24 protein-coding genes are annotated in these 26,338 nt (G+C 67.1%); 11 read left to right on the top strand and 13 right to left on the bottom strand.

Annotation, left to right across the window (positions count from 1 at the left end):
- The first annotated feature begins 2 nt into the window (after window positions 1–2).
- The 4 genes from ACNQR1_RS04440 to ACNQR1_RS04425 all read left to right on the top strand — a co-directional run bounded on the left by ACNQR1_RS04440 (window position 3) and on the right by ACNQR1_RS04425 (window position 3,978).
- Window positions 3–1,535: a PucR family transcriptional regulator gene (locus ACNQR1_RS04440; RefSeq protein WP_418044381.1), complete on the top strand. Its 1,533-nt coding sequence runs from the start codon at window positions 3–5 to the stop codon at window positions 1,533–1,535.
- 75 nt (window positions 1,536–1,610) lie between these two features.
- Complete coding sequence (locus tag ACNQR1_RS04435; protein WP_418044379.1) at window positions 1,611–2,861, top strand: NAD(P)/FAD-dependent oxidoreductase; 1,251 nt, start codon at window positions 1,611–1,613, stop codon at window positions 2,859–2,861.
- Window positions 2,862–2,921: 60 nt separating this feature from the next.
- Window positions 2,922–3,386, top strand: a complete 465-nt coding sequence (locus ACNQR1_RS04430; RefSeq protein WP_418044377.1) for a GreA/GreB family elongation factor — start codon at window positions 2,922–2,924, stop codon at window positions 3,384–3,386.
- A 25-nt stretch (window positions 3,387–3,411) separates the two neighbouring features.
- Window positions 3,412–3,978 (top strand): TetR/AcrR family transcriptional regulator, encoded by a 567-nt coding sequence (locus tag ACNQR1_RS04425; protein ID WP_418044375.1) that lies wholly within the window; start codon window positions 3,412–3,414, stop codon window positions 3,976–3,978.
- Here ACNQR1_RS04425 and ACNQR1_RS04420 read toward each other — a convergent pair.
- Complete coding sequence (locus ACNQR1_RS04420; RefSeq protein ID WP_418044374.1) at window positions 3,962–4,528, bottom strand: TetR/AcrR family transcriptional regulator; 567 nt, start codon at window positions 4,526–4,528, stop codon at window positions 3,962–3,964. The two genes, ACNQR1_RS04425 and ACNQR1_RS04420, sit on opposite strands and share 17 nt — an antisense overlap.
- A gap of 85 nt (window positions 4,529–4,613) precedes the next feature.
- On the opposite strand from ACNQR1_RS04420, the gene ACNQR1_RS04415 reads away from it, so the two are divergent.
- From ACNQR1_RS04415 to ACNQR1_RS04405, 3 genes are read left to right on the top strand one after another with little or no spacing between them, the layout of a single operon-like run.
- Window positions 4,614–5,405, top strand: coding sequence for an SDR family NAD(P)-dependent oxidoreductase (locus ACNQR1_RS04415; RefSeq protein WP_418044372.1), 792 nt, complete (start codon window positions 4,614–4,616; stop codon window positions 5,403–5,405).
- 46 nt (window positions 5,406–5,451) lie between these two features.
- Entirely contained in the window at window positions 5,452–6,318 is an 867-nt protein-coding gene (locus ACNQR1_RS04410) for an SDR family NAD(P)-dependent oxidoreductase (protein WP_418044371.1), read from the top strand.
- On the top strand, window positions 6,315–7,334 hold the full coding sequence (locus ACNQR1_RS04405) for an aldo/keto reductase (RefSeq protein WP_418044369.1): 1,020 nt from the start codon (window positions 6,315–6,317) through the stop codon (window positions 7,332–7,334). The genes ACNQR1_RS04410 and ACNQR1_RS04405 overlap by 4 nt, the downstream gene beginning before the upstream one ends.
- Window positions 7,335–7,344: 10 nt before the next feature.
- On the opposite strand, the gene ligD is transcribed toward ACNQR1_RS04405, so the two are convergent.
- The 3 genes from ligD to ACNQR1_RS04390 form a co-directional block, all read right to left on the bottom strand.
- Window positions 7,345–8,394, bottom strand: coding sequence for a non-homologous end-joining DNA ligase (gene ligD, locus ACNQR1_RS04400; protein WP_418044367.1), 1,050 nt, complete (start codon window positions 8,392–8,394; stop codon window positions 7,345–7,347).
- A gap of 1 nt (window position 8,395) precedes the next feature.
- On the bottom strand, window positions 8,396–9,454 hold the full coding sequence (locus ACNQR1_RS04395) for an ATP-dependent DNA ligase (protein ID WP_418044365.1): 1,059 nt from the start codon (window positions 9,452–9,454) through the stop codon (window positions 8,396–8,398).
- Between the two features lie 83 nt (window positions 9,455–9,537).
- Window positions 9,538–10,455 (bottom strand): alpha/beta hydrolase, encoded by a 918-nt coding sequence (locus ACNQR1_RS04390; RefSeq protein WP_418044363.1) that lies wholly within the window; start codon window positions 10,453–10,455, stop codon window positions 9,538–9,540.
- 61 nt (window positions 10,456–10,516) lie between these two features.
- Between ACNQR1_RS04390 and ACNQR1_RS04385 the strand changes: the two genes are divergently transcribed.
- Window positions 10,517–11,545, top strand: coding sequence for an alcohol dehydrogenase catalytic domain-containing protein (locus ACNQR1_RS04385; RefSeq protein ID WP_418044361.1), 1,029 nt, complete (start codon window positions 10,517–10,519; stop codon window positions 11,543–11,545).
- Here ACNQR1_RS04385 and ACNQR1_RS04380 read toward each other — a convergent pair.
- Window positions 11,535–12,761: an aromatic ring-hydroxylating oxygenase subunit alpha gene (locus tag ACNQR1_RS04380; protein ID WP_418044360.1), complete on the bottom strand. Its 1,227-nt coding sequence runs from the start codon at window positions 12,759–12,761 to the stop codon at window positions 11,535–11,537. The two genes, ACNQR1_RS04385 and ACNQR1_RS04380, sit on opposite strands and share 11 nt — an antisense overlap.
- Window positions 12,758–13,684 carry a metal-dependent hydrolase gene (locus ACNQR1_RS04375; RefSeq protein ID WP_418044358.1) on the bottom strand — a complete coding sequence of 309 codons (927 nt, stop codon included), beginning with the start codon at window positions 13,682–13,684 and terminating at the stop codon, window positions 12,758–12,760. The genes ACNQR1_RS04380 and ACNQR1_RS04375 overlap by 4 nt, the downstream gene beginning before the upstream one ends.
- Window positions 13,685–13,757: 73 nt before the next feature.
- Here ACNQR1_RS04375 and ACNQR1_RS04370 point away from each other — a divergent pair, with 73 nt between their 5' ends.
- Window positions 13,758–15,710: a flavin-containing monooxygenase gene (locus ACNQR1_RS04370; protein ID WP_418044356.1), complete on the top strand. Its 1,953-nt coding sequence runs from the start codon at window positions 13,758–13,760 to the stop codon at window positions 15,708–15,710.
- A 3-nt stretch (window positions 15,711–15,713) separates the two neighbouring features.
- On the opposite strand, the gene ACNQR1_RS04365 is transcribed toward ACNQR1_RS04370, so the two are convergent.
- From ACNQR1_RS04365 to ACNQR1_RS04345, 5 genes are read right to left on the bottom strand one after another with little or no spacing between them, the layout of a single operon-like run.
- Entirely contained in the window at window positions 15,714–17,003 is a 1,290-nt protein-coding gene (locus tag ACNQR1_RS04365) for a cytochrome P450 (RefSeq protein WP_418044354.1), read from the bottom strand.
- A complete protein-coding gene (locus tag ACNQR1_RS04360) occupies window positions 17,000–18,163 on the bottom strand; it encodes a hypothetical protein (protein WP_418044352.1) in 1,164 nt (387 codons plus the stop codon). The genes ACNQR1_RS04365 and ACNQR1_RS04360 overlap by 4 nt, the downstream gene beginning before the upstream one ends.
- A gap of 15 nt (window positions 18,164–18,178) precedes the next feature.
- Entirely contained in the window at window positions 18,179–19,102 is a 924-nt protein-coding gene (locus ACNQR1_RS04355; protein ID WP_418044350.1) for a metal-dependent hydrolase, read from the bottom strand.
- A complete protein-coding gene (locus ACNQR1_RS04350; protein ID WP_418044348.1) occupies window positions 19,099–19,998 on the bottom strand; it encodes an alpha/beta fold hydrolase in 900 nt (299 codons plus the stop codon). Before ACNQR1_RS04350 ends, ACNQR1_RS04355 begins: the two co-directional genes overlap by 4 nt.
- Entirely contained in the window at window positions 19,995–21,785 is a 1,791-nt protein-coding gene (locus ACNQR1_RS04345; RefSeq protein ID WP_418044346.1) for an N-acyl-D-amino-acid deacylase family protein, read from the bottom strand. The genes ACNQR1_RS04350 and ACNQR1_RS04345 overlap by 4 nt, the downstream gene beginning before the upstream one ends.
- Before the next feature lie 49 nt (window positions 21,786–21,834).
- Here ACNQR1_RS04345 and ACNQR1_RS04340 point away from each other — a divergent pair, with 49 nt between their 5' ends.
- Entirely contained in the window at window positions 21,835–23,577 is a 1,743-nt protein-coding gene (locus ACNQR1_RS04340) for a DUF3556 domain-containing protein (protein ID WP_418044345.1), read from the top strand.
- On the opposite strand, the gene ACNQR1_RS04335 is transcribed toward ACNQR1_RS04340, so the two are convergent.
- Window positions 23,537–24,154, bottom strand: a complete 618-nt coding sequence (locus ACNQR1_RS04335) for a TetR/AcrR family transcriptional regulator (protein WP_418044343.1) — start codon at window positions 24,152–24,154, stop codon at window positions 23,537–23,539. The two genes, ACNQR1_RS04340 and ACNQR1_RS04335, sit on opposite strands and share 41 nt — an antisense overlap.
- A 239-nt stretch (window positions 24,155–24,393) precedes the next feature.
- Between ACNQR1_RS04335 and ACNQR1_RS04330 the strand changes: the two genes are divergently transcribed.
- Window positions 24,394–25,470 (top strand): ATP-dependent DNA ligase, encoded by a 1,077-nt coding sequence (locus ACNQR1_RS04330; protein WP_418044341.1) that lies wholly within the window; start codon window positions 24,394–24,396, stop codon window positions 25,468–25,470.
- On the opposite strand, the gene ACNQR1_RS04325 is transcribed toward ACNQR1_RS04330, so the two are convergent.
- Window positions 25,464–26,318, bottom strand: coding sequence for a hypothetical protein (locus tag ACNQR1_RS04325; protein WP_418044339.1), 855 nt, complete (start codon window positions 26,316–26,318; stop codon window positions 25,464–25,466). The genes ACNQR1_RS04330 and ACNQR1_RS04325 overlap by 7 nt on opposite strands.
- Window positions 26,319–26,338 lie beyond the last annotated feature (20 nt).

Here is a 26,338-nt window from a genome sequence, read left to right as displayed (position 1 = left end):
CCGTGGTCACGCTGGACCGCCTGATCAACGTCCTGGGCGGCTACGGGGTGCGGCTGCGCGCCCCGGCACACGGACCCGGTTCGGCCGTCCGCTCGACCGAGCTGCGCAGCGTCGTGATGCACGAACCCGGGCAGGTCATCGGTGACGTTCTGCTGGCGGTCGGGGCCACCTCGGTCGCCGAGGCGGTTCGGTGGGCGGCCGAGGCGCGCGCCGTCGTGGTGTTGGTCCGCGGGCCCGAAGGTCCCGCCGACGAACCGGTGGCCGACGACCGTATCGCGGTGATGACGGTGGAGCCCGAAGTCTCCTGGAGCGAGCTGGCGGCCGTGGTCTACGGCGTCGTGCTGGAGGGCCGGGAGACCGAGTCCGGGCGCGGCCCAACCGATTTGTTCGCACTGGCCGACAGCGTCGCCGATGCGGTGGGCGGTTCGGTGACCATCGAGGACCGGCGCAGCGCGGTCCTGGCCTACTCACGGTTGCAACAGCACGCCGACCCGGCCCGCGCCGAGACGATCCTCAGCCGCGGCGCACCGGAACGGCTTCGTGCCCTGTTCGAAGCCCGTGGAGTGTTCCGGCATCTGGCCGAATCCGACGAGCCGATGTTCGTCGAGGGTGACGACGAACGCGGCCTGACCGGTCGGATGGTCGTGGCCGCACGGGCCGGCCGCGAATTGCTCGGCTCGATCTGGGTGACGTGCACCGAGCCGTTGCCCGACGCGCGCCGGGCAGCGCTGGCCGACGGTGCCCGCATGGTTGCCCTGCATCTGCTGCGCTCACGTGCCAGCGCGGATCTGGAACGTCAGGTGGAATCCGAGCTCGTGATCCGTCTGATCGAGGGCGCGGCCGACGCCACCACCGCCGCCAGCCGGCTCGGGCTGCCGCAGACGCCCCTGCGGGTGATCGCCCTGCGGGCCCAGACTGCCGACGAGCGGCACGCCGCACTGCTGCTGGCGTTCGAGCGGGCTACCGCGGGCTTTGGCTGGTCGCGGCCCGGGCGCAGCGCCCTGGCCGGCAACACCATCTACACCGTGCTGCCCGGCGCCGAGGCCGATGCCGCCAGCAGTTGGGTGACCGGATTGCGTGCCGCGCTGCCCGAACGCGTGACCGTCCTGGCCGGGATCAGCGGCCCCGCCACCGCCGCCGAGCTGGCGCTGGCGCGCAGTGAGGCCGACGAGTGCCTGGCGCTGCACGAAGTGCGGCGTGAGGGTCCGGCACCGGTGTACGACGAGGCCTGGGACGAGATCCTGCTGCAGCGCCTGCGGATCGCGGCCCGCTCGGGCCGTGCCCCGCAGCGCGGGCCGGTCGCGGAGTTGCGGGCCCACGATCAGGCGCACGGCACGCAGTACGCGGGGACGCTACGGGCCTGGTTGGAGGCCCAGGGGGACCTGGCCGGAGCAGGACGGGCGCTCGGTGTGCACGAGAACACCGTGCGCTACCGGCTGCGCAAGATGGTCGAGCTGACCCAGCTCGACCTGGGCGATGCACGCAAGCGGCTCGCGATGATGATCGAACTCACGGCCACCGAAGAATTGTCGTAACTCGACAATCGCACCCCTTCTGTTTGTCGATTACGTGCAAACAAGCCGAGCCCGGTCAGCCCCACCATGGGGAGCATGAATGGGGTCGAGCGCATTGACGGCGGACCGCGGTCAGCGGTGGTCGTGGGTGCAGGCATCGTCGGCCTGTCCACCGCATGGTTTCTTCAGGAACGCGGGGTCGAGGTCACTGTGGTCGACCGCCGCGGGGTCGCCGCGGGTGCATCCTGGGGCAACGCCGGGTGGGTTTCGCCGACGCTGACCATCCCGCTCAATGATCCGGCGGTACTCCGCTACGGTCTGCGGTCACTGTTCGACCCGGCCGCTCCGCTGCACATCCCGCTGACCTCGGGCCCCCGCCTGCTGGCGTTCCTGGCCCGCTTCGCCATGAACTGCCGGCTCTCGACGTGGACGCGGGTCGCCAGGGCCAACGTCCCGCTCAACGAGGAATGCCTCGAGGCCTACGACGTACTGACCGCCAACGGGGTAGCGGTGCCCACCACCGACGGACCGATCACAGCGCTGTTCGAAACCCCTCGGCAGGCCGAGCATCTGATGACCGAACTGCGCCGGATGGCCGCGGTCGGCCAGACCGTGACCGTCACCGGCCTGTCCGGTGAAACGCTGCGCGAGCACGTGCCGCTGGCGTCGGCGGCGATCACCGCAGGCATCAGCGTGGAAGGCCAGCGCTTCGTCGACCCGGGCCGGTTCGTGCAGGCGCTCGGCGATGCCGTCATCGCCAGGGGTGCGGAACTGGTCATCGGTGAGGTAACCGACATCCGGGCCGACGACTCGGGTGTCAGCGTGGAGCTGCCGGACCGTTCCCTGGGCGCAGACACCGCCGTGATCGCCACCGGGGCGTGGCTGTCGAAGCTCGCCAGGCCCTGGGTCCGCACGCCGGTGCAGGCCGGACGCGGTTACTCCTTCACCGTGCCGGTAGCGCGCCCGATTCTCGGGCCCATCTACCTGCCCGACGCCCGCGTGGCCTGCACGCCGTACCAGGGCCGGCTTCGGGTGGCCGGAACCATGGAGTTCCGCTCCCCCGACGATCCGCTGCAGCCGCCGCGAGTGGACGCGATCATTGCCTCCGCCGCCCCACTGCTCGACGGTGTCGACTGGGATGCCCGCACCGACGTGTGGGTAGGCCCCCGCCCGGTCACCCCCGACGGCCGCCCGCTCATCGGTGAAGTGACACAAGGCATCTACGTGGCAGGCGGCCACGGCATGTGGGGCCTGGCACACGGCCCCGTCACCGGGCGACTGCTTGCCGAATACATCACCACCGGAAAGCAACCCGAAGTCCTGCGGGAATTCGATCCGCTGCGCTGACGGTTCACGGCGCGCGAACCCGCCCCTTACGGCATTTCCGCATCTCGGAAGGAAACCACAATGACTGTCAGCCAACGTGTTTGGTTGTCTCCACAGGCCTACGACCGGCTACAGACCGAGCTGTCGACGCTGCGGGAGCTGATCTCGACCGAAGCCGCTTCGGATTCCGACGAGAACGAGGTGGCCATTCAGCGGGCCCGCCAGACGCGCATCCAGCAGATCCACGATCTGCTGCTCAACGCCGTGGTCGGTGAGGATCCGCCGGACGACGGGGTGGCCGAGCCGGGCATGGTGCTGACCGTGCGCTACGACCGGACCGGTGAGGTCGAGACATTCCTGCTCGGCATCCGCGGCGCCGAATACGGCGATCTGGAGGTCTATTCGGTCAACTCCCCGCTGGGCGAGGCCATCGTCGGCGCCCGCCCCGGCGAGCAGCGGCAGTATCCGGTGCCCAGCGGCGAGGCCGTGCCGGTCACGCTGATCAGCGCGGTGCCGTTCGGGATGCACCTGCCAGCCGCGGGATAGGGCGCGCGCGTCTTACTCTGTCCGAATGGCAGGCGAACGCAAGGGCACGCCCGGCAGCTTGACCGCTGACGACTGGGTGCAGGCCGGGTACGCCCTGCTGGCCTCCGACGGGATGCGGGCGCTGAAGATCGAGCGGCTCTGCGAGCAGATCGGCGCCACCCGGGGCAGCTTCTACTGGCACTTCACCGACATGAAGGGTTACCGCGCCGCCCTGGTGGCGTCGTGGAATGCCTTCCTGGAGCAGGACCGCCGCGCGCTGGCCGAACTCCAGGGTCTGCCGCCGCGCGAGCGACTGTCGCAGATGATGCGGCAGCTGCTGAGCCCACGGCACTGGACCTTGGAACGCGCGATGCGGGAGTGGGCCAGATCCGATGACATCGCCGCGGCCAACGTGCGGGCGGCCGATCACCGGGTGCTGGTCGCCGTCACCAAGGCCTACCTCGACTACGGATTCAGCCCAGAGGACGCGGGTCTGCGCGGCCAGGCCACCTTCGCCACGGGGATCGGGGCGCTGCACCTGATGGACTCGGCGGACGCGCTGACCGCCGCCGACCGCTACGAGAGATTCCTGGACCTCATGCTGGCTCGATGATCGCGGAGAACACGCGCTCGAACAGGTCGGTCAGCTGGCCGGCGTCGGCATCGGTCAGGCCCGGACTCCTGATCACCCGCCGCATCAGCAGGACCCCGCTCATCACCGACAGCATGGCGTCGGTGCGGAGCTGACGGTCGGGCCCGGGGAGTTGGCGGGCCAACCGTTGGCCGACATGGCGTGCGATCGCGTCGCGCACGATGTTCACCGCAGTCGGGTTCGAGACCGAGCGCAGCATGATCAGGAACGGCTCCAGCGGGTCGGCGTCCGGGTCGGAGCGTTCGACCAGTGCGATGGCGGCATCGCGCGCGAGGGCCTCCGGTTCCTCCGCGACGATCGTCGGTGGCGCGAAAGAGGTTTCGACCGCCTCGGCGAACAGCTGCTCCTTGGAACCGAAGTAGCGGTTCACCAGCATCGCGGTGACCCCGGCGTCTCGCGCGATCTCACGAACGCCGACCCCGTCGTACCCGGACAGCGCAAAGTGCCGGATCGCCGATTGCAGGATCGCCTCGCGGGTGGCGGCCGCATTGCGCGGTCGGGATGAAGCCATGCCCAGAACGCTAGGGAATAACCGGTGTCAAGTCTACGTATGTATACCTATCGGATGTATACGGCTGTAGACATAGGAGCGGGTCATGGATCTGGGTCTGTCGGGTAAGTGCGCACTGGTCACCGGATCGAGCACCGGGCTCGGTCAGGCGATCGCCCACACACTTGCGGCCGAGGGGGCTTCCGTCGTGGTGCACGGGCGCGACGCATCGCGCACGCAGGCCGTCGCCGACGGCATTCGAGCCCGCGGCGGCGACGCGGTGCCCGTCACCGGGGATCTGGCCACCGATGCGGGTGCCGACGCCGTCGCCGCGATCGCGGGTGACATCGACATCCTCGTCAACAACGCCGGGTTCTACGACGGGCTCGGATGGTCCGAACTCACGGCCGAGCTGTGGGCGCAGATCTATCAGGCCAACGTCGTGTCCGGGGTGCGGATGATCGAGCGCTTCGTACCCGGCATGCGGCGGCGCGGCTGGGGCCGTGTCATCCAGATCGGTGGCGGGCTGGCGATCCAGCCCGTCGCCATGCAACCGCACTACAACGCGACCCTCGCCGCCCGGCACAACCTCACCGTGTCGCTGGCCCGGGAACTCGCCGGCACGGGCATCACATCCAACACCGTTGCGCCAGGCGCCATCCTGACCGAACCCGTGCGTGACATGGCCATCCGTGCCGCCGCGGTGCACGGATGGGGCTCAGCGTGGGAAGACATCGAGCGAGCCGCCGCGACCGAATGGTTTCCCAACGATGTCGGCCGGTTCGGCAGGCCGGAGGAAATCGCGTCCGCGGTCGCTTTTCTGGCCAGCGTGCACGCCGGCTACATCAGCGGCGCCGATCTGCGCGTCGACGGCGGGACGATCCGCAGCGTCGCCTGACCCCGTGCTCCACCCCAGATATCTCAACCGAAAGTAGGTAACCGCAATGTCGTACGTGTTTCTCGTTTCCGGCGCGTCCCGGGGTCTGGGCCGCGCGATCGTCGAGGCCGCGTTGGGCACGGGGCACCGCGTCGTAGCCGGTGTGCGCTCCTCGACCGCGCTGTCCGACCTCGCCGCCCAAGAGCCCGACCGGCTCGCCGTTGTCCAACTCGACGTGACCGACGACGACCAGGTGCGTGCGGCCGTGGCCACCGCAGTCCAGCGGTTCGGCCGGCTCGACGTACTGGTCAACAACGCGGGCTACGCGAACATGGCTGCCATCGAAGACTTCGACTTCGACGACTTCCGCAGCCAGATCGACGCCAACTTCCTCGGCGTCGTACGGCTCACCCAGGCCGCACTGCCCGTCATGCGGGCCCAGCGCGCCGGCCACATCGTCCAGATCTCCTCGGTGGGCGGACGACTCGTGCGCGCCGGCCTGGGCGCCTACCAGTCGGCCAAGTGGGCGGTGACCGGATTCTCCGGCGTGCTCGCACAGGAAGTCGCACCTCTAGGGATCAAGGTCACGGTCCTGGAACCCGGTGGCATGCGCACTGATTGGGCCGGCTCGTCGATGCGGGTCGACACAGTCCGCGACGAGTACGCCGACACCGTCGGTGCGTCGATCGCCCGGAGCACTCCGGAGAACCTCGGCGCCAGCGATCCGGCCAAGGTGGCCGAACTCGTCCTCACCATCGCCGAGATGAGTGAACCCCCGGAGAGACTGCTCGTCGGCCCCGATGCCTACCGCTACGCCACCGCTGCCGGACGCGACCTGCTCGCCGACGACGAGAAGTGGGAGGCCCTCAGCCTCTCCGCCGCGGCCGACGACGTCACCGCCGATCAGGTCGACCCGCTGGGAGCCGTCAAATGACGACAACAACCCTCGGGCATTCGGAGTTGACGGTGCACCCGATCGGCCTGGGCTGCATGGGGATGTCGCAGTCCTACGGCGACGCCGACGACGGCGAGTCGATGGCCACCATTCGCGCCGCACTCGAACTCGGGGTCGACTTCCTCGATACCTCCGATGTCTACGGCGCATCCGACATCACATTCGGTGTCCCGATCCGCGGCTTCGGTCACAACGAACAGCTGATCGGCTCAGCGATCGAGGGGCACCGGGACGAGGTCGTGCTGGCGACCAAGTTCGCGGCGAAGATCAACGACGCCGAGAACGGGATCGCGATCGACGGCCGTCCCGAATATGTGCGGACGGCGTGTGAGTCGAGCCTGCGGCGGCTGGGTACCGACGTCATCGACCTGTACTACTACCATCGCCTCGACCCGAGCGTGCCGATCGAGGAAACCGTGGGCGCCATGGCCGAACTCGTCGCGGGCGGCAAGGTCCGTGCCATCGGACTCAGCGAGGTCGGCGCGGATCAGATCCGCCGCGCACACGCCACGCACCCGATCTCCGCTCTGCAATCCGAGTACTCCCTGTGGGAACGGCACGTCGAGGACGGCATCACGTCGACGTGCCGGGAACTGGGCATCACCCTCGTGCCTTACAGCCCGCTGGGCCGCTCGGCGCTCACCGGATCCCTTAAGGCCGGCAGCACCTTCGCCGCGGGCGACTTCCGGTCCACCAACCCGAGGTTCTCGGCCGAGAACCTCGCGGCCAACCTCGAGCCCGTCGAACAACTTCAGGCCCTGGCAGTGGAGAAAGGTTGCAGCCCAGGACAACTGGCGCTGGCCTGGTTGCTCGCACAGCCGCTCGATGTGGTGCCGATCCCCGGAACCAAACGGATTTCCTTCGTTCGGGAGAACATCGCCGCCGCCGACGTTGCGATCAGTGCGGACGAAGTGGCACTTCTGGCCGGGATATTCGCACCGGGCCGCGTCGCGGGCGAGCGCTACGCCCCGGCTCACGCCCGGACGATCCGGTGAGGCGCGGCGGCTAGTCCGGGCGCCGGTTGCCGTGCTCGTCCCAGTGTTCGGCGACCTTCTTGCTCGGCTGCACGCGGGGCGGCTCACCGGGCATCTTCGGATAGCTCGGCGGGTACGGCAGATCACCCAGGCCGCGTTCCTCGTCAGCGGCCACCAGGTCCAGCAATGGCTGCAGTGACTGCTTCTTCTTGTCGATGTCGGCCCACGGATCCTCGCGTCCGGCAAGGAAATCCGGCACGGTGGCGATCGTGTAGTCGTCGGGGTTGGCCGTGCGGAGCTCGTCCCAGGATAGCGGCGTCGACACGGTGGCGATCGGGGTCTTGCGGGCTGAGTAGGCCGAGGCGAACGTGCGGTCGCGGGCGTTCTGGTTGTAGTCGATGAACAGCCGCTCGCCGCGCTCTTCCTTCCACCACGAGGTGGTCACCGCATCGGGGGCACGGCGCTCCACCTCGCGGGCCAGGGCGATCCCGGCCCGGCGCACCGCGATGAAATCCCAGTCAGTCGTGATCCGCAGGAAGACGTGCACGCCGCGACCGCCCGAGGTTTTGGGATAGCCGACCAGGCCCAGTTCATCGAGCAGTGGCTTGAGCACGTCGCAGGCGACGGCCGCGGCCTCGGCGAATCCAGTGCCCGGTTGCGGGTCCAGGTCGATGCGCAGCTCGTCGGGGTGTTCGGTATCCGGGCACCTGACCTGCCACGGGTGCAACGTGATCGTGCCCATCTGCGCGGCCCACGCGATCGACGCCGGGTGGGTCACCTTGAGCGCGTCGGCGGTTCGGCCGGACGGGAACGTGACGACGCAGGTCTGAAGGTAGTCGGGATGCTTCTGCGGCACCCGCTTCTGGTAGATCTCCTCGCCCTCGATGCCGTCGGGGAACCGCTGCAGATGGGTGGGCCGGTCCTTCAGCAGCGTGACCATGCGGTCGGCCACGCCGAGGTAGTACTCCATCAGCTTGCCCTTGGTGCCGTCCTTGCCCAGCTTCGGGTAGTACACCTTGTCCGGGTTGGTGAACCGGACCTTGATTCCGTCGACATCGAGTTCGGTTGCCGGTGTTGCCATTTCAGCTCTCCCCCGCGAGGACGTCGTACAGGTCGTAGTTCAGGGGCACGTCGAGCTGATCGAACGTGCAGCTCGACGGTTCCCGGTCCGGGCGCCAGCGCATGAACTTCACCGCATGGCGAAAACGTCTCCCGTGCACGGTGTTGCCCTCCATCTGGTCATACGCCACCTCGCACACGTTCTCCGGGCGCACCGGGATCCAGCGCTTGTCGGCAGCCGAGTTCCAGCGGCTGGGGTCGCCCTCGCGAACTTCGTCGCCCTCCCGCAACGGCTCCAGGTCGGCCAGCAGCTTGATCCGGTCCTTGACGCTGAACGAGGCTGCGCCACCGACCATCTGCAGCTCACCGTCGGCGCGGTAGAGGCCCAGCAGGATCGAGCCGACACCCTCCCCGCTCTTGTGGATGCGGTAACCGATCGCCACACAGTCGGCGTCGCGATGGTGCTTGACCTTCACCATCTCCCGCTTGCCCGGCAGATACGGGCCGTCGAGCTTCTTGGCGATCACCCCGTCGAGCCCGGCCCCCTCGAAGGTCTGCAACCACTGGGCGCCGAGGTCGGGATCGGTGGTGGTCCGGGTGACATGACACCACTGTTTGGCGTGCACGGCCTCGATCAGCGCCTCCCGACGCACCCGGAACGGCTCGGCGAGCAACGACCGGTCCCCGGTAGCCAGGGCGTCGAAGCCGATGAAATGCGCCGGCGTCTGTTCGGCGAGCATCCGCACCCTCGACTCGGCGGGGTGGATGCGCTGCGACAACGACTCCCAATCCAGCCGTACCCGGCCGTCGATCTCACGCGGCACCACCACTTCACCGTCGAGGACGCAGCGGTCGGCGATTTCGTCACGCAGCGCGTCGAGCAGTTCGGGGAAGTAGCGACCGAGTTCCTTTCCGCTGCGTGACTGCAGCACCACCTCGTCACCGTCGCGGAAGGCCAGCGCCCGAAAGCCGTCCCACTTCGGCTCGTAGGACCAGACGCCCTGGTCAGCAGGCACCTTGGTCTGGGCTTTGGCAAGCATCGGTTCCAGCGGTGGCATAACGGGTAGGTCCACGGGCTCCATCCTGCATCGATCGGCCGACACCTATCTAGACCGACATACGGTCCGAAAATCATCGGACTGGCGCGGGGACGCTCGCGAAGAAACTAGGAGGGCAGGACCTCGTCGATGAGCACCGACCGCAGTGCTCTGCACTGGCTGGCGAAGAAGCGTTCCGATACAGATGCTTTCGGCACGATCATGTCGAATGCATGAAAGGCACCGGCGGCGATGTGCAGATGCGTCGGCACGCCCGCATCCCGTAGCCGGCCGGCGTACCCCACCGATTCATCGTGAAAAAGGTCGAGGGAACCAACGCCCACCCATGCCGGTGACAAGCCGGCGAGATCGGTTCGACGAGCCGGAACAGCCACTGCCGGGTTCGCCGAACCCAAATACCACTGCCAGGCGATCTGGTTGTCGCGCCCGGACCACATGACGCGCGGGGACCGATCCGCGGCGCCGGTACGGTCATCGAGCATCGGGTAGACCAACAACTGCAAGACGGGTGCGATCTCGCCACCATCTCGGGCGAGCAGCGCGAGGGCCGCCGCAATACCGCCGCCGGCACTCGCGCCTCCGATCGCGATCCGGGCGGGATCCACCCAGGGTTGATCAGCCAGCCAACGCAGCGCCGAATAGCAGTCTTCCACCGGCTTCGGATAAGGGTGTTCGGGTGCCAACCGGTGATCGACGGCCACCACCGGCACATCGGTGAAGTTCATCAGCTTTCGGCAGAAGCCGTCCTCCTGCGCTGCGGACCCCATCACCGTGCCGCCACCATGAATCCAGAGCAGTGCCGGGCCAGGTACCGCCAAGTCGGCTCGCCGGTGGACGCGGGCGGTGACGTCCCGATCGACCACGACGGTGTCGACGCCGTCGAGTCGGCCGGCACGGCCCGCGAGGTTCATCAAGATCCGTGGCAGGCCCAACCCGCGGTGCAGGGCGTACCCGCCAGGCAAGGCTCGGGCGGCTCGCCTCAGCTCGGGGTCAACCTTGGCGAGTTCGGATCCGATCCCGGCCATCACCCATCCTTAGATTGGACACTTATTACTTTCCGTCCACCCATAGGTTAGCATCGCGCTCATGCGTGCGGTGATCATGAACAGCGGCGGTTCCATCCGTGTCGAGTCGGTGCCCGACCCTCAGTTGCCAGGACCCGACGGAGCAGTGATCGCCGTGAACGCCGCAGCGATCTGCGGATCTGATCTGCACTTCTACGAGGGTGACCTCCCATCGGTCGACAGTCTGTCCATCGGTCACGAGGCCGTCGGTACTGTCGTCGAGATCGGCAGCGCCACAAGTACGGTCGCTGTCGGCGACCGGGTGATGGTCTCCTGCATCACAGGTTGCGGACACTGCCCAGGGTGCGGCGCCGGGGATCCGGCGACGTGCGACCGCGAGTCGGCGATCTTCGGTTTCGGCGCCGGGTTGGGCGGTGCGCAGGCCGAATTACTTGCCGTCCCGAGGGCTGATTACACGCTGATGAAGCTGCCCGACTCGATCGACGACGAGGCAGCCCTTCTGCTCACAGACAACCTGGCGACCGGCTGGACCGCGGCGCGGCGGGGCGGCGTTGGACCAGGCTCCTCCGTACTCGTGCTCGGCCTCGGGGCCGTCGGACTGTGTGCGGTTCGGGCTGCGCTGGCTCTCGGCGCCGCCCGAGTCTTCGCCTTCGATCCGGTCCAGGGCCGGCGGTCGAATGCCGAAGCCTGCGGTGGCATCCCGCTCGACGGGGATGTCGCGAACGCGATTCTTGTTGCCACCGACGGCCGCGGTGTCGATGTCGCCATCGACTCGGTGGCCACCGACAAGTCGCTGGATTCGGCCTTCGGCGCGGTGCGTACGGGCGGCACGATATCGGTAGTCGGCATCCACGATCTCGCGCCGTACCCGATGCCGATGCTCATCGGCGTGTACAGGTCGATCACGCTGCGGATGTCCATGGCCGCGGTCCAGTCGACCTGGCGTGAGACGTTGCCGTTGATCGAGGCCGGAAAGCTCGATACCCGTGGGGTTTTCACCGATCGCCTGCCGCTGGAGCAAGCCGCGGACGGCTACGCGAAGATCGCGGCGCGCACCGCTGACTGCACCAAGGTCATGCTCACGGTGTGAGCGCCGCATCCCACTGACGATGCAGGTGGGCAACAAGCGCCTCCGAGCGCCCGATGATCGCGTTCTGCAGTCCGTGCTCCATACCTCGCTGGCAGGCCTCGGCGGCCGGGAAATCCTCATCGCGCAGGACGGTGGTAGCTCCGTCGAATCCGGCTTGCGCCAGAAGCCGATCGTCATCGGTCACCATCGGGTGCAGGGCGCCGCCGATCATGTGCACGGTGCACGACGCTGCCGACTGGCCGGGATAGACCCGCAGCATGAGTGTCGAGACCGGCGACTCGACCAGGACGCAGCTTGGGAAGATGCCGTACACCACCGACCCGCTGAAGCGCTCGGGCCAATCCCGTTCCGGGACATCGCGGAGTTCCTCGATGTTGCGGAACGGAAAGGCCCACCGGCAATGTGCGCCGAAGATGTCGAACACCGAGTTGTTGGTGACGATGGGCGCCAGCGTGTCCTTGTGCAGGAACGGGAAGTGATATCCCTCGAAGTTGACGTCCACGGCCAACTTCCAGTTCGCCCGTAGCTCGAGGTCGGCACTGACCGCGTGCGCATAGCGGCCGAACCCGAAACTCGCGAGATCCTCCCCGGCATCATCGAGAAAGCCCTCCACCTCGACGGACTCGTCGAGCGCGACTACGATCAGCCCGGCCTGCTCGCTCGCGGGCAGCGGGCGCAGCCGCAGCGCGGACAGGTCCACCCCGTCGAACATCCGGCGGCCGGGCACGGTGGCCAACCGGCCGTTGAGGTCATAACTCCAGGCGTGATAGGGGCAGGTGAATCGGGTCGCGTGCCCGCAGCCCTGCGCGACCTGCGCGCCGCGGTGCGCACATACATTGACGAATGCCCTTGCGCTGCCATCCTTGTCGCGGACCAGTAGCAAGGGGGTGCCCATGACGTCCTTGGTCGTGTAGTCACCGGGTGCGGCGATCTCCCCACCCCACGCGACGACGTGGGGAACCCGGCGCATCATGGCGCGCTCGGCGGTATGTCGCTGCGCACCGGTGAACACGTCGGCGGGAACGATCACCACGTCGTCGGCGATGTCGAGGCTCTTACCGTCGAAGTGGTCGAGCACCCGCCGCGTCATCGATCGCACGAACGGCAACTGCGCGGTGACAGTTTCGGCCGCCTTGCGTACCGGTGCCAGTACGTCGTCGATATCGCCGCCCGTCTCGAAGGAGAAGGCTGGCCCCTCGGTGCGCTGCTGGGTCACGACCTGACCCGCTGTCCCAGCGAGTACCACCGGGCGACGCTCTTGGGCTCGGCGTGGAACCGCTCGAACCACCGGCCCGCGAACGGCGGCAACTGCTCGGTGGCCGGGTCATGACCGGGCCCCTGGGAGCGGATCAGGCCGATCATCATGGCCAGCAGCTCCCTCCGCGGGACACCCGCATAGGTGGCGTGGCCAGGCTTGGACAGCTCGCGGGTCGCGCGTTGTGCGGCACGTAATACGCTGAACGACAGACCCGTTGGGATCAATGCCGCGTACTCACCGCCGTCGGCGTTCGGCACGTGGGCGCGGAATCCGCCGGAGACGATGCCGAGGATCTCATCGATGTGCCTGACGACGCCGGCGATGGTCGCAAGCCGGTACAGATAACTGTCGTGCACGGCGTCGTACACCCGCAGGGCCGAACTGCGATGTTCGATCTCCTCGACGAAGTGCCACAGGAAGAGCGACGCGACACGTTCGTCACCCGGAGCGAACAGTTTGTCTTCGTGATCGAGGAACACCTTGAAGTACGGCGTGAACGTCGCCTCGACGACGGCGGTATAGGCCAGACGCCAGGCCAGCGGTTTGGTGGCCGTGAGGCGGTCGAAGGACGCCGTCACCTCTTCCATCGTGTCGCGCAGTCCCGGCCACCGGCGGGTCAGGGCGCGGATGTGGCTGACGTGCGCGGCGGAGTGCTGCGCCTCTTGTCTCAGATAGGCGTTGGCTTCCTGCACGATCTCGGGATCGCGGATGAGTGGAAGCGCTTCTCGGGTGGCGTCGACGATGAACTTCTCGAAACCCGGCGCGAAGAACGAGATGAGGTTGCACTGCATCGCGAACGCCGGCCGATCGGTGTTCCAGTTGAACGGCACATCGTCACCGGCGAAGTCGAACCGCACTCGCCGTACTTGGAGGTCTGTCATCGCGACCGCGTCCCTCGAATCTCGACTGGACATTCATTGTGATGTGTCCAGTCTATCGCTAGCATTGCCCGTCATGCGGGAGAATGACCTTTTGCAGCACTACGCGCCGGATGCACTGCTCGGGCTGTCCTTCGACGCCTCCGACGACATCATCCGAACGGCGATCGACGAGGCCAGCGTGCCCGCCCTGCTGATGTCGATGGTGCACATGACCGGCGATATGTCCTTGCTGGACGATCTCCCCAAGCCCTTCATGCTCATCCCGATGGACCTGCAGGGCGGCATGAACGAGGCCGACAAGCAGATCGTGCGCGACCGCGCGTACGACGTGGTGCGCAATTACCGGGACCGCGGGTGCCCGCCGCCATTCGTGCCGAACGAGGATCAGATGCGGGTCATGCTCGACGTCATGTCCGCCGGCCAGGTCACCGAGGACTACGTCGACTATGTCGCCGCCGACGTTCGCCTGTCCGACTCCGACCAGTCGGGTCCACCGCTGTCCTCAACGGCCCAGCAGCGCAGCGCTTTCCCGGTGGTGATCATCGGCTGCGGAGAGGCCGGCCTGCTGGCCGGGATCAAACTCAAGCAAGCGGGCATCCCGTTCACGATCGTGGACAAACAGGACGGAGTCGGCGGTACCTGGCGCGCCAACCGCTACCCGGGCTGCCGGGTCGACATCGCCAACCAGTACTACGCCTACTCCTTCGAGCCGACCGACCACTGGACCCATCATTACTCCGAGCAGCCTGAGATCTTGACCTACCTCGAAAACGTGATGGCCAAGCACGACATCGCGCCGCACGTGCGGTTCTCCACCGAGGTCACCCAGGCACAGTGGGACGACGACTCCTCGACCTGGCGGGTGATCATTCGTTCTGCCGACGGCCCCGAGGAGGAGTTGCGGGCGCGGGCACTGATCTGCGCAGTCGGCCAGTTCAGCAATCCGGTCATCCCGGATATCAAGGGCGCCCGCACCTTCTCCGGACCGTCGTTCCATACCGCGGACTGGCGCGAAGATGTCGACCTCACCGGCAAGCGGGTCGCGGTGATCGGCGCCGGGGCCAGCGGCTTCCAACTCGTCCCGGCCATCGCCGATCGCACCGAGCAGGTTGATGTGTACCAGCGCACCCCGCAGTGGATGGCCCCCAACATCGCCTACCACGACGCCATCCCGGACGGTGCCCGCTGGGCGACCCGGCACCTGCCGTATTACGGGCGTTGGTTGCGCTTCATCTCGTGGTGGCCGCTGGCCGACGCCGCCGAGGAGCGGGTGATGGTCGACCCGGAGTGGGACACCGGTGGGCTGTCCTGCTGTGAAGCCAACCATGCCGTCCGCGAGATGCTGATCGCCTGGATGCGGGCCTTCACCGACGACGAGAACCTGCTGGCCAAGGTCATCCCGGATTACCCGCCGATGGGAAAGCGGATGCTGCAGGACAACGGAACCTGGCTGACAACACTGCAGCGGGACGACGTCGACCTGATCCGCAACGGCATCGCGGAGCTCACCGCGAACGGCGTCAGGACCGTCGACGGGGTTCACCGCCCGGCCGATGTCCTGGTGTGGGCCACCGGTTTCGACGTCAATCACCAGCTGGGCCCGATCGACATCCGTGGCCTGGACGGCCAGACGCTCAACGAGGCCTGGGGCGAATCCCCGTATGCCTACCTCGGTATTACCGTGCCCGGATTCCCGAACTTCTACTGCATGTACGGTCCGGGTACCAACGCGGTCAACGGCACCAGCATCATCTACAACTCCGAGTGCCAGATGCGCTACATCCTGAGCTGCATCGACATGGTGATCGCGAGCGAGGCCCGCACCGCGACGGTGCGGCCCGAGGTGTGCGAGGACTACAACCGCCGCAACCAGGACCGCTTGAACACGATGGTTTACACCTACCCGAACGTCGCGAGCTACTACAAGAACTCGGCCGGTATGACGCCCAGCCTGTACGGCTTCCGCATCGCCGACTACTGGAAGTGGACCAGCCGAGCTGACCCGGACGACTACAACCTGCGCTGAACCTCACACCTCGACGGGCAGCTTCACCACCGCGTCCATGAATGTCGACGGCATCCGCTCGGCCGGCCCGGCGACCCGCAGACCGGGGCAGGTCTGCGCCAACTCACCCAGCATGCTGGCCAGCTGCAGCCGGGCGAGGCGAGTACCCAGGCAGAAGTGGGCGCCGTAGCCGAACACCACATGCGGGTTGTGTTCTCGCGCAAGGTCGATCCGATGCGGGTGGTCGAACACCGCCGGATCCCGGTTGGCGGCGTTCATCCACACCACCACCTTGTCGCCGGCTCGGATACGCTGGCCGCCCAATTCCGCATCCCGAGTGGCGGTGCGCCGCATGTGCATCACAGGTGACACGTAGCGGAGCAGTTCGTCGACGACGGTCGCCGATACCGTGCCGCCGACAAGCTGGGCCCACTGCCCGGTCTCGTCGAGTGACCTCACCGCCCCGGCCAAGGAGTAGCGGGTCGTCTCAGTGCCGGCCATGATGAGCATCAGGTAGAACCAGCAGAACTCGTCCTCGGTGAACTCGACGCCGTCAACGGTCGCATTGGCCAGCTGGGACATCAGGTCGCCGGTGGGTTGTGCACGGCGCCCAGCCCGGACGCCCTTCGCGTACTCGAACAGGTCGGCCATCAAGGCGATGATGGCGGCCCCGCCGTCTTCGAGGCCGGGGCTCTCCACGTCGCTGATCTTGGCCCACTGCAGCACGCGGCCCCGCTCCTCGTCTGGTATACCAAGCAGGTTCGCCAGCACGCGCACGGTCAACTCGACAGCGACGTCGGACACGAAGTCGCCACCGCCGGCGCGGGCGAAATCACGCGCGATATCGCGTGCGTTGCCCTCCACGTAACCGTGCATCGCCTCGATCAGCCTCGGGGTGAAGAACGGTGACAACAGCTTTCGTTGCAGGGCATGCCGCGGGTCGTCCATGTTGATCAGGATCATCCGCAGCCCGGCCAGGGACAGTTCGTCGACGTTGGTCATCAGCACACCGCCGAGCTCCGACGAGAAGGCGGCAGCGTCGCGCAGTACCGCCTGCGCTTCGGCGTGTGCGGTGATGACCCAGAATCCCGGTGACGGAGGTGTCGGAAGTCCGGTTCGCAACTCCGCGACGCGGGAGCGATGCTCCCGCTCGTCCTGCCACGCGACGGACGCCTGCGCGCGCAACGCATCGAAGGCCGCATGCGGTGGCCCATCGATGAACGTCTCCGGGGATGAAAGGTCGACGCCACAGATGTCCGCGACCCGTGGCACACCCCGCGGTGCGGTATCCGGTTGTACGACAGTGACCGTCATTCGGCGCGGCCCTGGCCGCTGGCCGCCGGCACCGCCACTTGGGCTGACCCGGCGGTACGTCGCGGGCGGACCGCCGCGAGCAGCAGTGCGCACACCAGCCAGCAGGCGAGTGCGTACGGCAGGCTCCCGGTCAGGGTGCCGCTCGCGGTGACCCCATCCGCGGCGGCGAAGTACGCGGGCAGCGACACGGCCCACAGCAGCGCGAAGACAGCGAGATACGCACTGCCACTGAGCCATACCAACGGCGCCGCCGAGGTCAGCGGCTGGTCGGCGCGTCGCAGCCAGGCGCCGCCCAAGAACCACGCGCCGACGGCGAGGAACGCCACGGTGAGCAATCCCAACACCACCGCCTGCGCGCCGACGTTGGGCTGCACACCACTGCCGCCCGCGATCCGCCCGGGCACACCGACGATGATCAACCCGATCGGTGTCACGACGCCCGCACACAGGATGGCCCCGACCAGCCTCGGAAAAGTATCCAGGCCGGTGCCATCGCGGCGTCGGTTGATCGCCAGGATCACGGCCGTCACCAGGATCGGCCCCACCGTGGCGAACAGGAAGATGCTGTTGGCCGGTACCGCGGCGACCGCGGGCTGGTTCGCCTCAGAGGCGGTGTTCCACAACCACCAACTGCGCTGCGGCCCTAGGTGGTCGAACACCTCGTAGAAGCAGTGGTGCACGAACCCGACCGACATGGCGCCGGCCAGGATCCCGCGGCGCGCGAACACACCGAACGCGCGCACCACTTCGTAGGCGAGGACGGTCATCGCGGGGTAGATGGCAACGATGTACAGCGGCAACCGATCCCACAGGAACTCGACCGCGAAGACGTTGTGCACGAACACGACACCCATCGAGTTCTCGGTGTTCTCGGCCCCGACCAGATTCGGGAAGTACACCGGGATCTCGATCACCAACAGGTAGACCACCGGTGCCCACCACAGGGCCATCGGCACCCGATCACCGGCCCGGTACCTGCGCACGGCGTGCACCAGCGCGAGCACCGCACACGCGACGATGAGTACCTCCAGTACCGGCAGGGTCCAGTTGGTCAACCCGAACGGGTTGCGCAATCCGATGACCGGTTGCGCACCGTCACAGGTGAATCCGCCGAGTTCAGCGGCCATCCGCGCGAAGTCTGCGGGACAGGGACCTGCCATCGGTAGTGCTCCCCTCTAGCGGCCGGTGACGGCCGTGATGCCGTAGTAATGGGCCATGTCCTCGCCGTCGTGGTAGCTCTTCATCCAGGTGTGATACCAGGGCGGAACGGCGACGTTCGCGGTGTGGTGGTGCGGGAGCTGCGAGCGCACCAGGCCGCCGACCAGCTTGAGCAGTCTCCGCAATGGGATCCCGGCATAGATGCTCGGTGGCGCCGAGGCGGATCGCCGATGCCTGAAAAGCGGTGCCCTCGAAGCGAATTCGTCTCTCCAAAATGCCTGCGTCGCCGCATCCACACACACCCCGATCTCATCGGCCGGGACATGGGCGCGGAAACCCTCGGCGATCAGTTGCGCAAGCCCGACGATGTGTCCCATCGAGGTGCGCAGCGTGCGCAGCCGATAGAAGCGGTCACCCACCACTCCGTCGAAGATGAGCTCGGCCGAACTGCGGTGCTCGATCTCCTCGATGTAGTGCCACAGGAACAGCGATGCGATCCGGGAGTCTCCGTTGAACAGGTGCTCGCGCTGCTCGATCATGAATGTGAACAGCGGAGGGAAGGTGGCTTCCAGGCTGGCGATGTAGGCCAGGTGGAATTTCAGCGGCCGGCTTGCGTATAACTCCTCGTAGGACTTGTTGACGTCGTTGAGGACCTGCCGCAGCCCGGGATGGCGGGCGATCATCGCGTTGACGTGTTTGCGGTGCGCGGCGGTGTGCTGCGACTCCTGGGCGATGAAGACCTCGGCCTCCTCGCGCAGTCCCGGGTCGGTCATCGTATCCAGCGTCTCGCGTACGGCGAGCACGAGGTATCGCTCGAACCCCACGGCGATGAAAGAGATCATGTTGGCCTGCACACCAGAGGCCGGGTTGGCGGGATTCCACTGGAACGGAATCGACTTGTCCACGTCGAACCGCATCTTCCGGAAGGTCACGTTTGTCATGACGCCACGTACTCCTTGATCAACCCGTGCACCATGCCCTGCTGATCGAGATGCATGAAATGCCCTGCATCGTCGATGAGTTCGTGCCTGCTACCCGGCGGGAGCACGTGGGTTCCCAGCGCCCCCATGCGTGCATCGATCGCCCCGTCCACCCGACCGTGCATGACCAGCATCGGCACGATCGGCGGCCGTCCCATCGCGTACTCGTCGAGGTCACGATGGCGCCGTGCGCGGCGCAGCGGGCGAAACTGTGCGCGGTAGTACGACAGTGCGGCGGTGCGGCGTTCGGGGCTGGACAGGCTCTCGTCCAGCCGTTCGAGGTCCGCGCTCGCGTCGTAGCCGGGCGGGCACCAGTCCCGCCACAACTTCGGCAGCACCCAATCCAGGCTCCGCTCCGAGACCCTCGGAATCTGTTGGAACAGGACGTACCAGCTCATGCGCAACTGCGCCGGCAGCAACCGCAGCAGGGCGCGCCCGCGACCGGCGCCCGGCTTGAGCCCGGCCACCAGTGGCACACCCATCGAGACCACCTTCGAAAACGGGTTGCCGGGATGGGCGGCGATTCCGTTGGCGGCCAGGCCACCCCAGTCGTGGCCGACCAGGACCGCGTCGGGGCCGCCACCGAGCGCGGTGTGCAGCGCCAGCGCGTCGTACATCAGGGCACCGATTCCGTAGTCCCCGTCGCGCGCCAGCTCGGTCGGCGAGTAGCCGCGCATGAACGGGGCCACCACCCGGAATCCCTGTGCGGCGAAGGAAGGGCCGACATGTCGCCATGTCCACGCGGTGTCCGGATAGCCGTGCAGGCACAACATCAGCCGGCCGTCCTGCGACCCCCAGGCCAGTGCCTCGTACCGCAGATGGGGAAGGTCGATGGTCAGTCGTTCGGGTTCGTTCATGCCGTGACCACGCTCGGGCGCTCGGTGTCACGGGGAAGGGGCGCGTTGCGCGGGCGCCCATCGGCCCGCAGGAAGCTACCCGTTCGTTGTCGGCCCACCAGCTCGGTCGGACGACCGTCGGCGAATACCGTGTGTCCGGCGACCATGACGGTCTTGACGGTGGCGTCGTTGCGGTTGACCATTCGCCGCAGACCCCCGAAGGCCTCGATCGGAGCTTCGTGGTACTCGTCCAGTGTCGCGTCGAGCCGCTGCGGGTCCACCACCACGAGGTCCGCCCAGTCCCCGATCCGAAGATGGCCGGCGTCCAGGTGATACCAGTCGGCGAGCTCACCGGTGAGCCGGTGTACCGCCCGTTCGACAGTCATGAACTCCCGGCCCGCGCGCTGCGCGTCGCGCACGTGACGCAGCAGCCGCAGCCCGCAGTTGTAGAACGCCATGTTGCGCAGGTGCGCTCCGGCGTCGGAGAAGCCCATCTGGATGCCGCCCTTGACCGCGAGCTGTCGCAGCATCTTGGGCCGGTGGTTGGAAATCGTGGTGCGCCAGCGTAATTGCGAACCGTGCTCCAGGACGAGGTCGAGGAAGGCGTCCACCGGGTGCAACCCGCCGCGCTCAACGCCGACGTCGCCGAACGACTTGCCGATCAGCGTCGCATCGGGGCACCCGACGATCTCGGCGTCGAAGAAGTCCCGGTGCCACGCCCGCGGGCCGAACCTGTTGTCGTAGTCCTTGCGGAACGCCCGGCGGTAGGCCTCGTCCTTGATCAGCTCGTTGCGCTCCATCTGGGTCTTGAGGTGCAGGGCTGCCGCACCGGAGCCGAACTCCTCGAAGATGACGAGGTCGATCCCGTCGGCGTACACCTCGAACGGGACCGGCAGGTGCTGGAACCGGAAGTCTCCGCCGAGCCGGTTGGCGATCGCGGCCAGCACCACAGTGATCCACATACCTCCGGGTGCGGACTTCATATCGGCGGCGGCGAGCAGGCTGGTCTTCAGGCGCGGGCGGCCGATTCCCACCGACTGCAATGCCTGCGACACGATGTTGTGCGGGTGGGTGATGTCGGGTCCCGACTGCAGCGCACGGTCCCGCCTGCGCAGCAAAGATTTGAGCCGGCGCAGTTCCCTGGGCTTGGCATAAGTCGAGGGCAATGTGCGTGACCGGCACACATCGCCGTCGATGCGGTCGAAAAGCAGCTGCTGCGAAGACAACCCGATCAAGCCGGCGTCGAGAGCCTCGGTCAGCATGCACTCCAGGCGGGCCTGTTCGGCGCGGGTCGGTCGAACGTCCTTACGCGTGGCCCGGTCCAGGCCCATCACCGCCACCCGCATATCCGAGTGCCCGATGAAGGCCGTGACGTTGGGGCCGAGCGCAAGCGCCTCCAGTGCCTCGACATACTCCTGCGCACCGGTCCAGGTCTTGCACTCGCCCACGATGCGCACGACGTGCTCGTGCGGAATGGCCTCGACCCGGCCGAACAGATCAGCCGCCTCAGACGCGCTGACGTGCACCGTGGACAACGAGCACGACCCCATCACGATCGAGGTCACGCCGTGGCGCAGGGATTCCGTCAGCGCGGGCGCTGCCAGCACCTCCGCGTCGTAGTGGGTGTGAATGTCGATGATCCCCGGGATGACCCAGTGTCCGGTGGCATCGATGACCTCGACCCCGTCAATCGGTTCGGTGGTGACCGCTGCGATACGGCCGTCACGGATCCCGAGGTTGCGAACCGCCGACGGACCGCCCGTCCCGTCGAACCACCGGCCGTTGAGTATCGCGGTGTCAAAGCTCATGGCTGGACAGTTTACTCAAAACGTCAATTCTATGTGTTAGCTTCTCGCCGTGGGATTCCTCAAACCCAACATGCCGCACATCGATATCGCCGAGTGGCAAACCCGCAGCCGCCCCGACCGGATCAAGCCGATGGCACAGCACATCGCCGAGAACGGGATGGGCAACCCCGATGTGTTCACCCTGCTGTACGTGGTGAAGATCGGGCTCTACATCCTGGGCGGCCTGCTGTTCGCGCTGTCGACCACCGGCATCGACCGATGGGGCGATATCGAAACCTGGTGGAGCGAGCCGATCGTCTTCCAGAAGGTGGTGCTGTGGTCGCTACTGTTCGAGGTCCTCGGCCTCGGGTGCGGGTTCGGGCCGTTGACCGGCAAGATCGCGCCGCCGATGGGTTCACCGCTGTATTGGCTGCGCCCGGGAACCATCCGACTTGCACCGTGGCCCAACAGGATTCCGCTCACCGGCGGCGACAGTCGGTCGATCTTCGACGTCGCGCTCTACACCGGTCTGCTCGGGACCACGGTGTTCGCGTTGCTGTCCGACGGCACCGGCCCCATCGCCCAACTGGACACCTCCGTAGGCGTCATCCCCACCGGCAAGATCGTGCCGATCCTGGCGTTGTTGGCGGTCCTCGGCCTGCGCGACAAGGTGATCTTCCTGGCCACCCGCGGTGAGGTGTACGGCAGCCTGACGGTGACGTTCCTGTTCGCCGGACCCAACATGATCGTCGCCGCGAAGCTGGTCATGCTCGCCATCTGGATAGGGGCCGCGACGTCGAAACTCAACCGGCACTTTCCCTTCGTGGTCGCGACCATGATGGCCAACAACCCGCTGGCGCGGGCGAAGTGGATGAAACGGAAATTCTTCCGCCGCTTTCCGGACGACCTGCGCCCCGGGTTCATCGCGCGGTTCCTCGCCCATTTCGGGACGGTGATCGAGATGGGCGTGCCGCTGGTGCTGTTCTTCTCCGACGGCGGCACCCTCACCTACCTGGCCGCATTCGTGATGATCGTGTTCCACCTGGTGATCCTCACCTCGATCCCGCTCGGGGTGCCGCTGGAGTGGAATGTGTTCATGCTCTTCGGCATTGGCACCCTGTTCGTGGACAAGGCAGCCATCGGCTGGACTGACGTGACGCAACCGTGGCCGATCGCGGCACTCCTGGCCGTCATCGTCGCCGGCATCGTCATCGGGAACATCGCCCCGCCCAAGGTGTCGTTCCTGCCGGGCATGCGGTACTACGCGGGCAACTGGGACACCTCGCAATGGTTCTTCACCGAGGCCGCCAGCCAGAAGCTGGCCGACCACCGGATCGGCCTGGGGCTGGTCCAGCACAAGCAGATCGAGAAGCTGTCCTCACCGGAGGGCACGCAGGCCTCCCTGTCCCTCGGGCATGCCTTTCGGGGGATGTACGCCCATGGCCGGGGCCTGCTGACCCTGTGGGACCACGTCATACCGCCCGGCCGCGACGCCGATTACACCGTCATCGACGGCGAGCCGGTGGCCGGCTACGCGGTGGGGTGGAGTTTCGGGGACGGGCACCTGCACAACGAGCAGTTGATCGACGCCCTTCAGCGGCGGTGCCACTTCGAACCGCAGGAGCTGCGCGTGCTCATACTCGACGGACAACCGATTCATCGGCAGCGCCACGAGTACCGGATCGTCGACGCCGCCACCGGCGAGTTCGAACGTGGCACCTTCGAGGTCGCCGATCTGGTGGACAGGCAGCCGTGGGAGTTGGACGTGCCGGTCACCGTCCTGCGCCGTGATGCCTCGCGATCTCGGATGTGACGACAGGGCCGAGCCAGCGACGCACGTAGCTACGAAGTGCCTTGCCGGTGCGCGCCGGACGGCCCGGGTCGATCATGAACGACTGCAGCATCCGCAACATGTATTCGACCAGGTCGTCGATACCCTCGTCATCGAAGCCGAGCGCCTTCCAGTCGACGTCCAGGCCTGCCAAGATGCCGTGACCGAATTGTTTGGCCATATCCGAAGTCACTTCGTTGGATGTACGACCGAGATCGTTGGCAAGCATCAACTGGACCGGCTTATCGTTGGGTAGCCACTCCAGCGTGTAGGCGAAACTCTCCACCAGCGCATCAACCGGATCGGTGATACCCCTCAGGTGCTCGGCGAGGCTTTCGAGGTAGCGCAACCCCGACCGGGTGGCCACGGCCTCGAGAAGTGAATCACCGGGAAAGTAGTTGTAGACAGTCTGTCGCGATATCTCCAGCGTCCGGGCGACATCAACCACGCGCATGGCCGCACCTCGCTCTTCGATGGCCGCGCTTGCCGCATCGAGAATCCGTTCGATGGCCTCGTCGTCACTCGCGGGGGTGGCACCACCCCACCCGTGGGTGCGCATGGATTCGAATCCTAGACGTTGGACCCGACGGCCAGAGTTCGCTGTCACCACCCGGCGCATGGGCGCACTATTCACACGCGCATGCCGGCGGCGGGTGGGACCAGTCACGCTCTGCTTGACGCATACCCGAGGGGCCGCCTGAAACCCGGTGCTCCCGCTCTTGTCTCGCGACTCGGCCGGACTGTGTCGCGCATACTGGATAGCCACAAACTGCCCACTCCACACCCAGATCCGGATTCATGCTGCTACCCGTGATGCCGCCCGTGTCGCCGATGCTGGCCAAGCCGGCGACCGTGATACCACCCGACGCGTCCTATGAGCCGAAATGGGACGGCTTCCGGGCGTTGGTATTCCGCGACGGCGACGAAGTCGAACTGGGCAGCCGCAATGAGCGACCGATGACCCGGTATTTCCCCGAACTCGTCGAGGCGGCCAAGGCCGAACTCCCGCCGCGGTGCGTGGTCGACGGCGAGATCGTCCTGCCCACCGACCGCGGCCTGGATTTCGAGGCGCTGCAACTGCGTCTGCATCCGGCGGCCTCGCGGGTGCGGCTGCTGGCCGAACAGACACCCGCCTGCTTCATCGCGTTCGACCTGCTCGCACTGGGCGACGACGACCTCATGGGACGCCCGTTCGGTGAACGTCGTGCCGCCCTGGTCGACGCGCTGGGTCCGGGCCCGTCGTTCCATCTCACCCCGGCCACCACCGATCCGGCGACCGCGCGGCGCTGGTTCGACGAATTCGAGGGAGCCGGGCTCGACGGGCTGATCGCAAAACCGCTCACCCTCACCTACCAGCCCGACAAGCGGGTGATGGTGAAGATCAAGCACCAGCGGACCGCCGACTGCGTGGTCGCCGGCTATCGGCTCCACAAGTCGGGCCCCGACGCGGTCGGCTCGCTGCTGCTCGGGCTCTACACCGATGACGGTGAGCTGGCATCCGTCGGCGTCATCGGTGCCTTCCCGATGGAACGACGCCGGGCCCTGTTCACCGAATTGCAGCCCCTGGTCACCAGTTTCGACGATCACCCGTGGAACTGGGCGGCCCAGGTGGCAGCCGATCCGGACCTCGCGCGCAAGTACGGCGGCGGCTCCCGCTGGAACGCAGGCAAGGACCTGTCCTTCGTGCCGTTGCGACCCGAACGCGTCGTCGAGGTCCGCTACGACCACATGGAGGGCCGGCGCTTCCGGCACACCGCCCAGTTCAACCGCTGGCGGCCCGACCGGGAACCACGCTCGTGCACCTACGAACAGCTGGAGCAGCCCGTCACCTTCGGGCTCAACGACATCATCCCGGGCCTGCTCCCCAGTCAGTAGTGGTCCGCCGGTTGCAGCCAGGTGGCGAGATTGCGGACGTAATCCTTGAACACGCCCAGACGGGACGGATCCGCCCCGATCTGCCAGCCGGGCCGATCGGTGACGAACGACGGCGCCCCATGTGCCAGGTCCCAGTTGTAGTCGGCGAAGTGGTGAAAGGTCGACTCGGCAACGGCTCGCCCCATCGGCCTGCCCTCCGGCGTGCGCTCACCGTCGAGCGCCACCGCGAGATTGAACAGCCTGCCGGTGGCGGTGCTGCGACCCTGAGCCACTACCGTCGCGAACGGCCCCCGTGCCGAAACCGCGCCCTCATGCGGGTGAGCCGGGAACCACTCGATGCGGCCGGTGGCGGTCCGGGCGGTGCGCAGCAGCTGGTGCACGGGCTCGTCGGCCAGCACCGGCTGGTAGTCGCCGTTGGCGCCCGAGTGGTAGTTGGGCCACGAGATGTCCGGATTGCCCTGGTCGTCGCAGCGCGACGCCGGATCCAAGCTGGCGTCGTGGAATTCGTTGACCTGCCCCAAGGATCCCAGTCCCTTCAGACAGCTGCCCAGGTCCTGATGATCACGGGCAGTGAGCACCCCGCCGCCGAGCCTGCGGAACCGGCCGATCGCCGCGCATTCGTCGGCCGTCAGTCCATTGCCCACATCGACGGCCATCAACCACAGCTGGTCGAACCCGAGCTCGTCGAGATGGCTGAGCACCGGATCCTGCCCGGCATGATCAGTCCGGTTACGGGCCAGCACCTCGTGGCCGTCCGCTCGCAGCTCGGCGGCCAGCATCGAGAACCGGCTGACATCCCAATCGTCGGGATTCGCTGTGATCGTGGTTTGCAGCAGGATTGTCGCCATGCGGTCCAGCCTCGCCGCCG

It is taken from the genome of Mycobacterium sp. 48b (genome assembly GCF_048282725.1).
Lineage (GTDB): Bacteria > Actinomycetota > Actinomycetes > Mycobacteriales > Mycobacteriaceae > Mycobacterium.
This window is presented reverse-complemented; position numbering and strand designations above follow the sequence as displayed.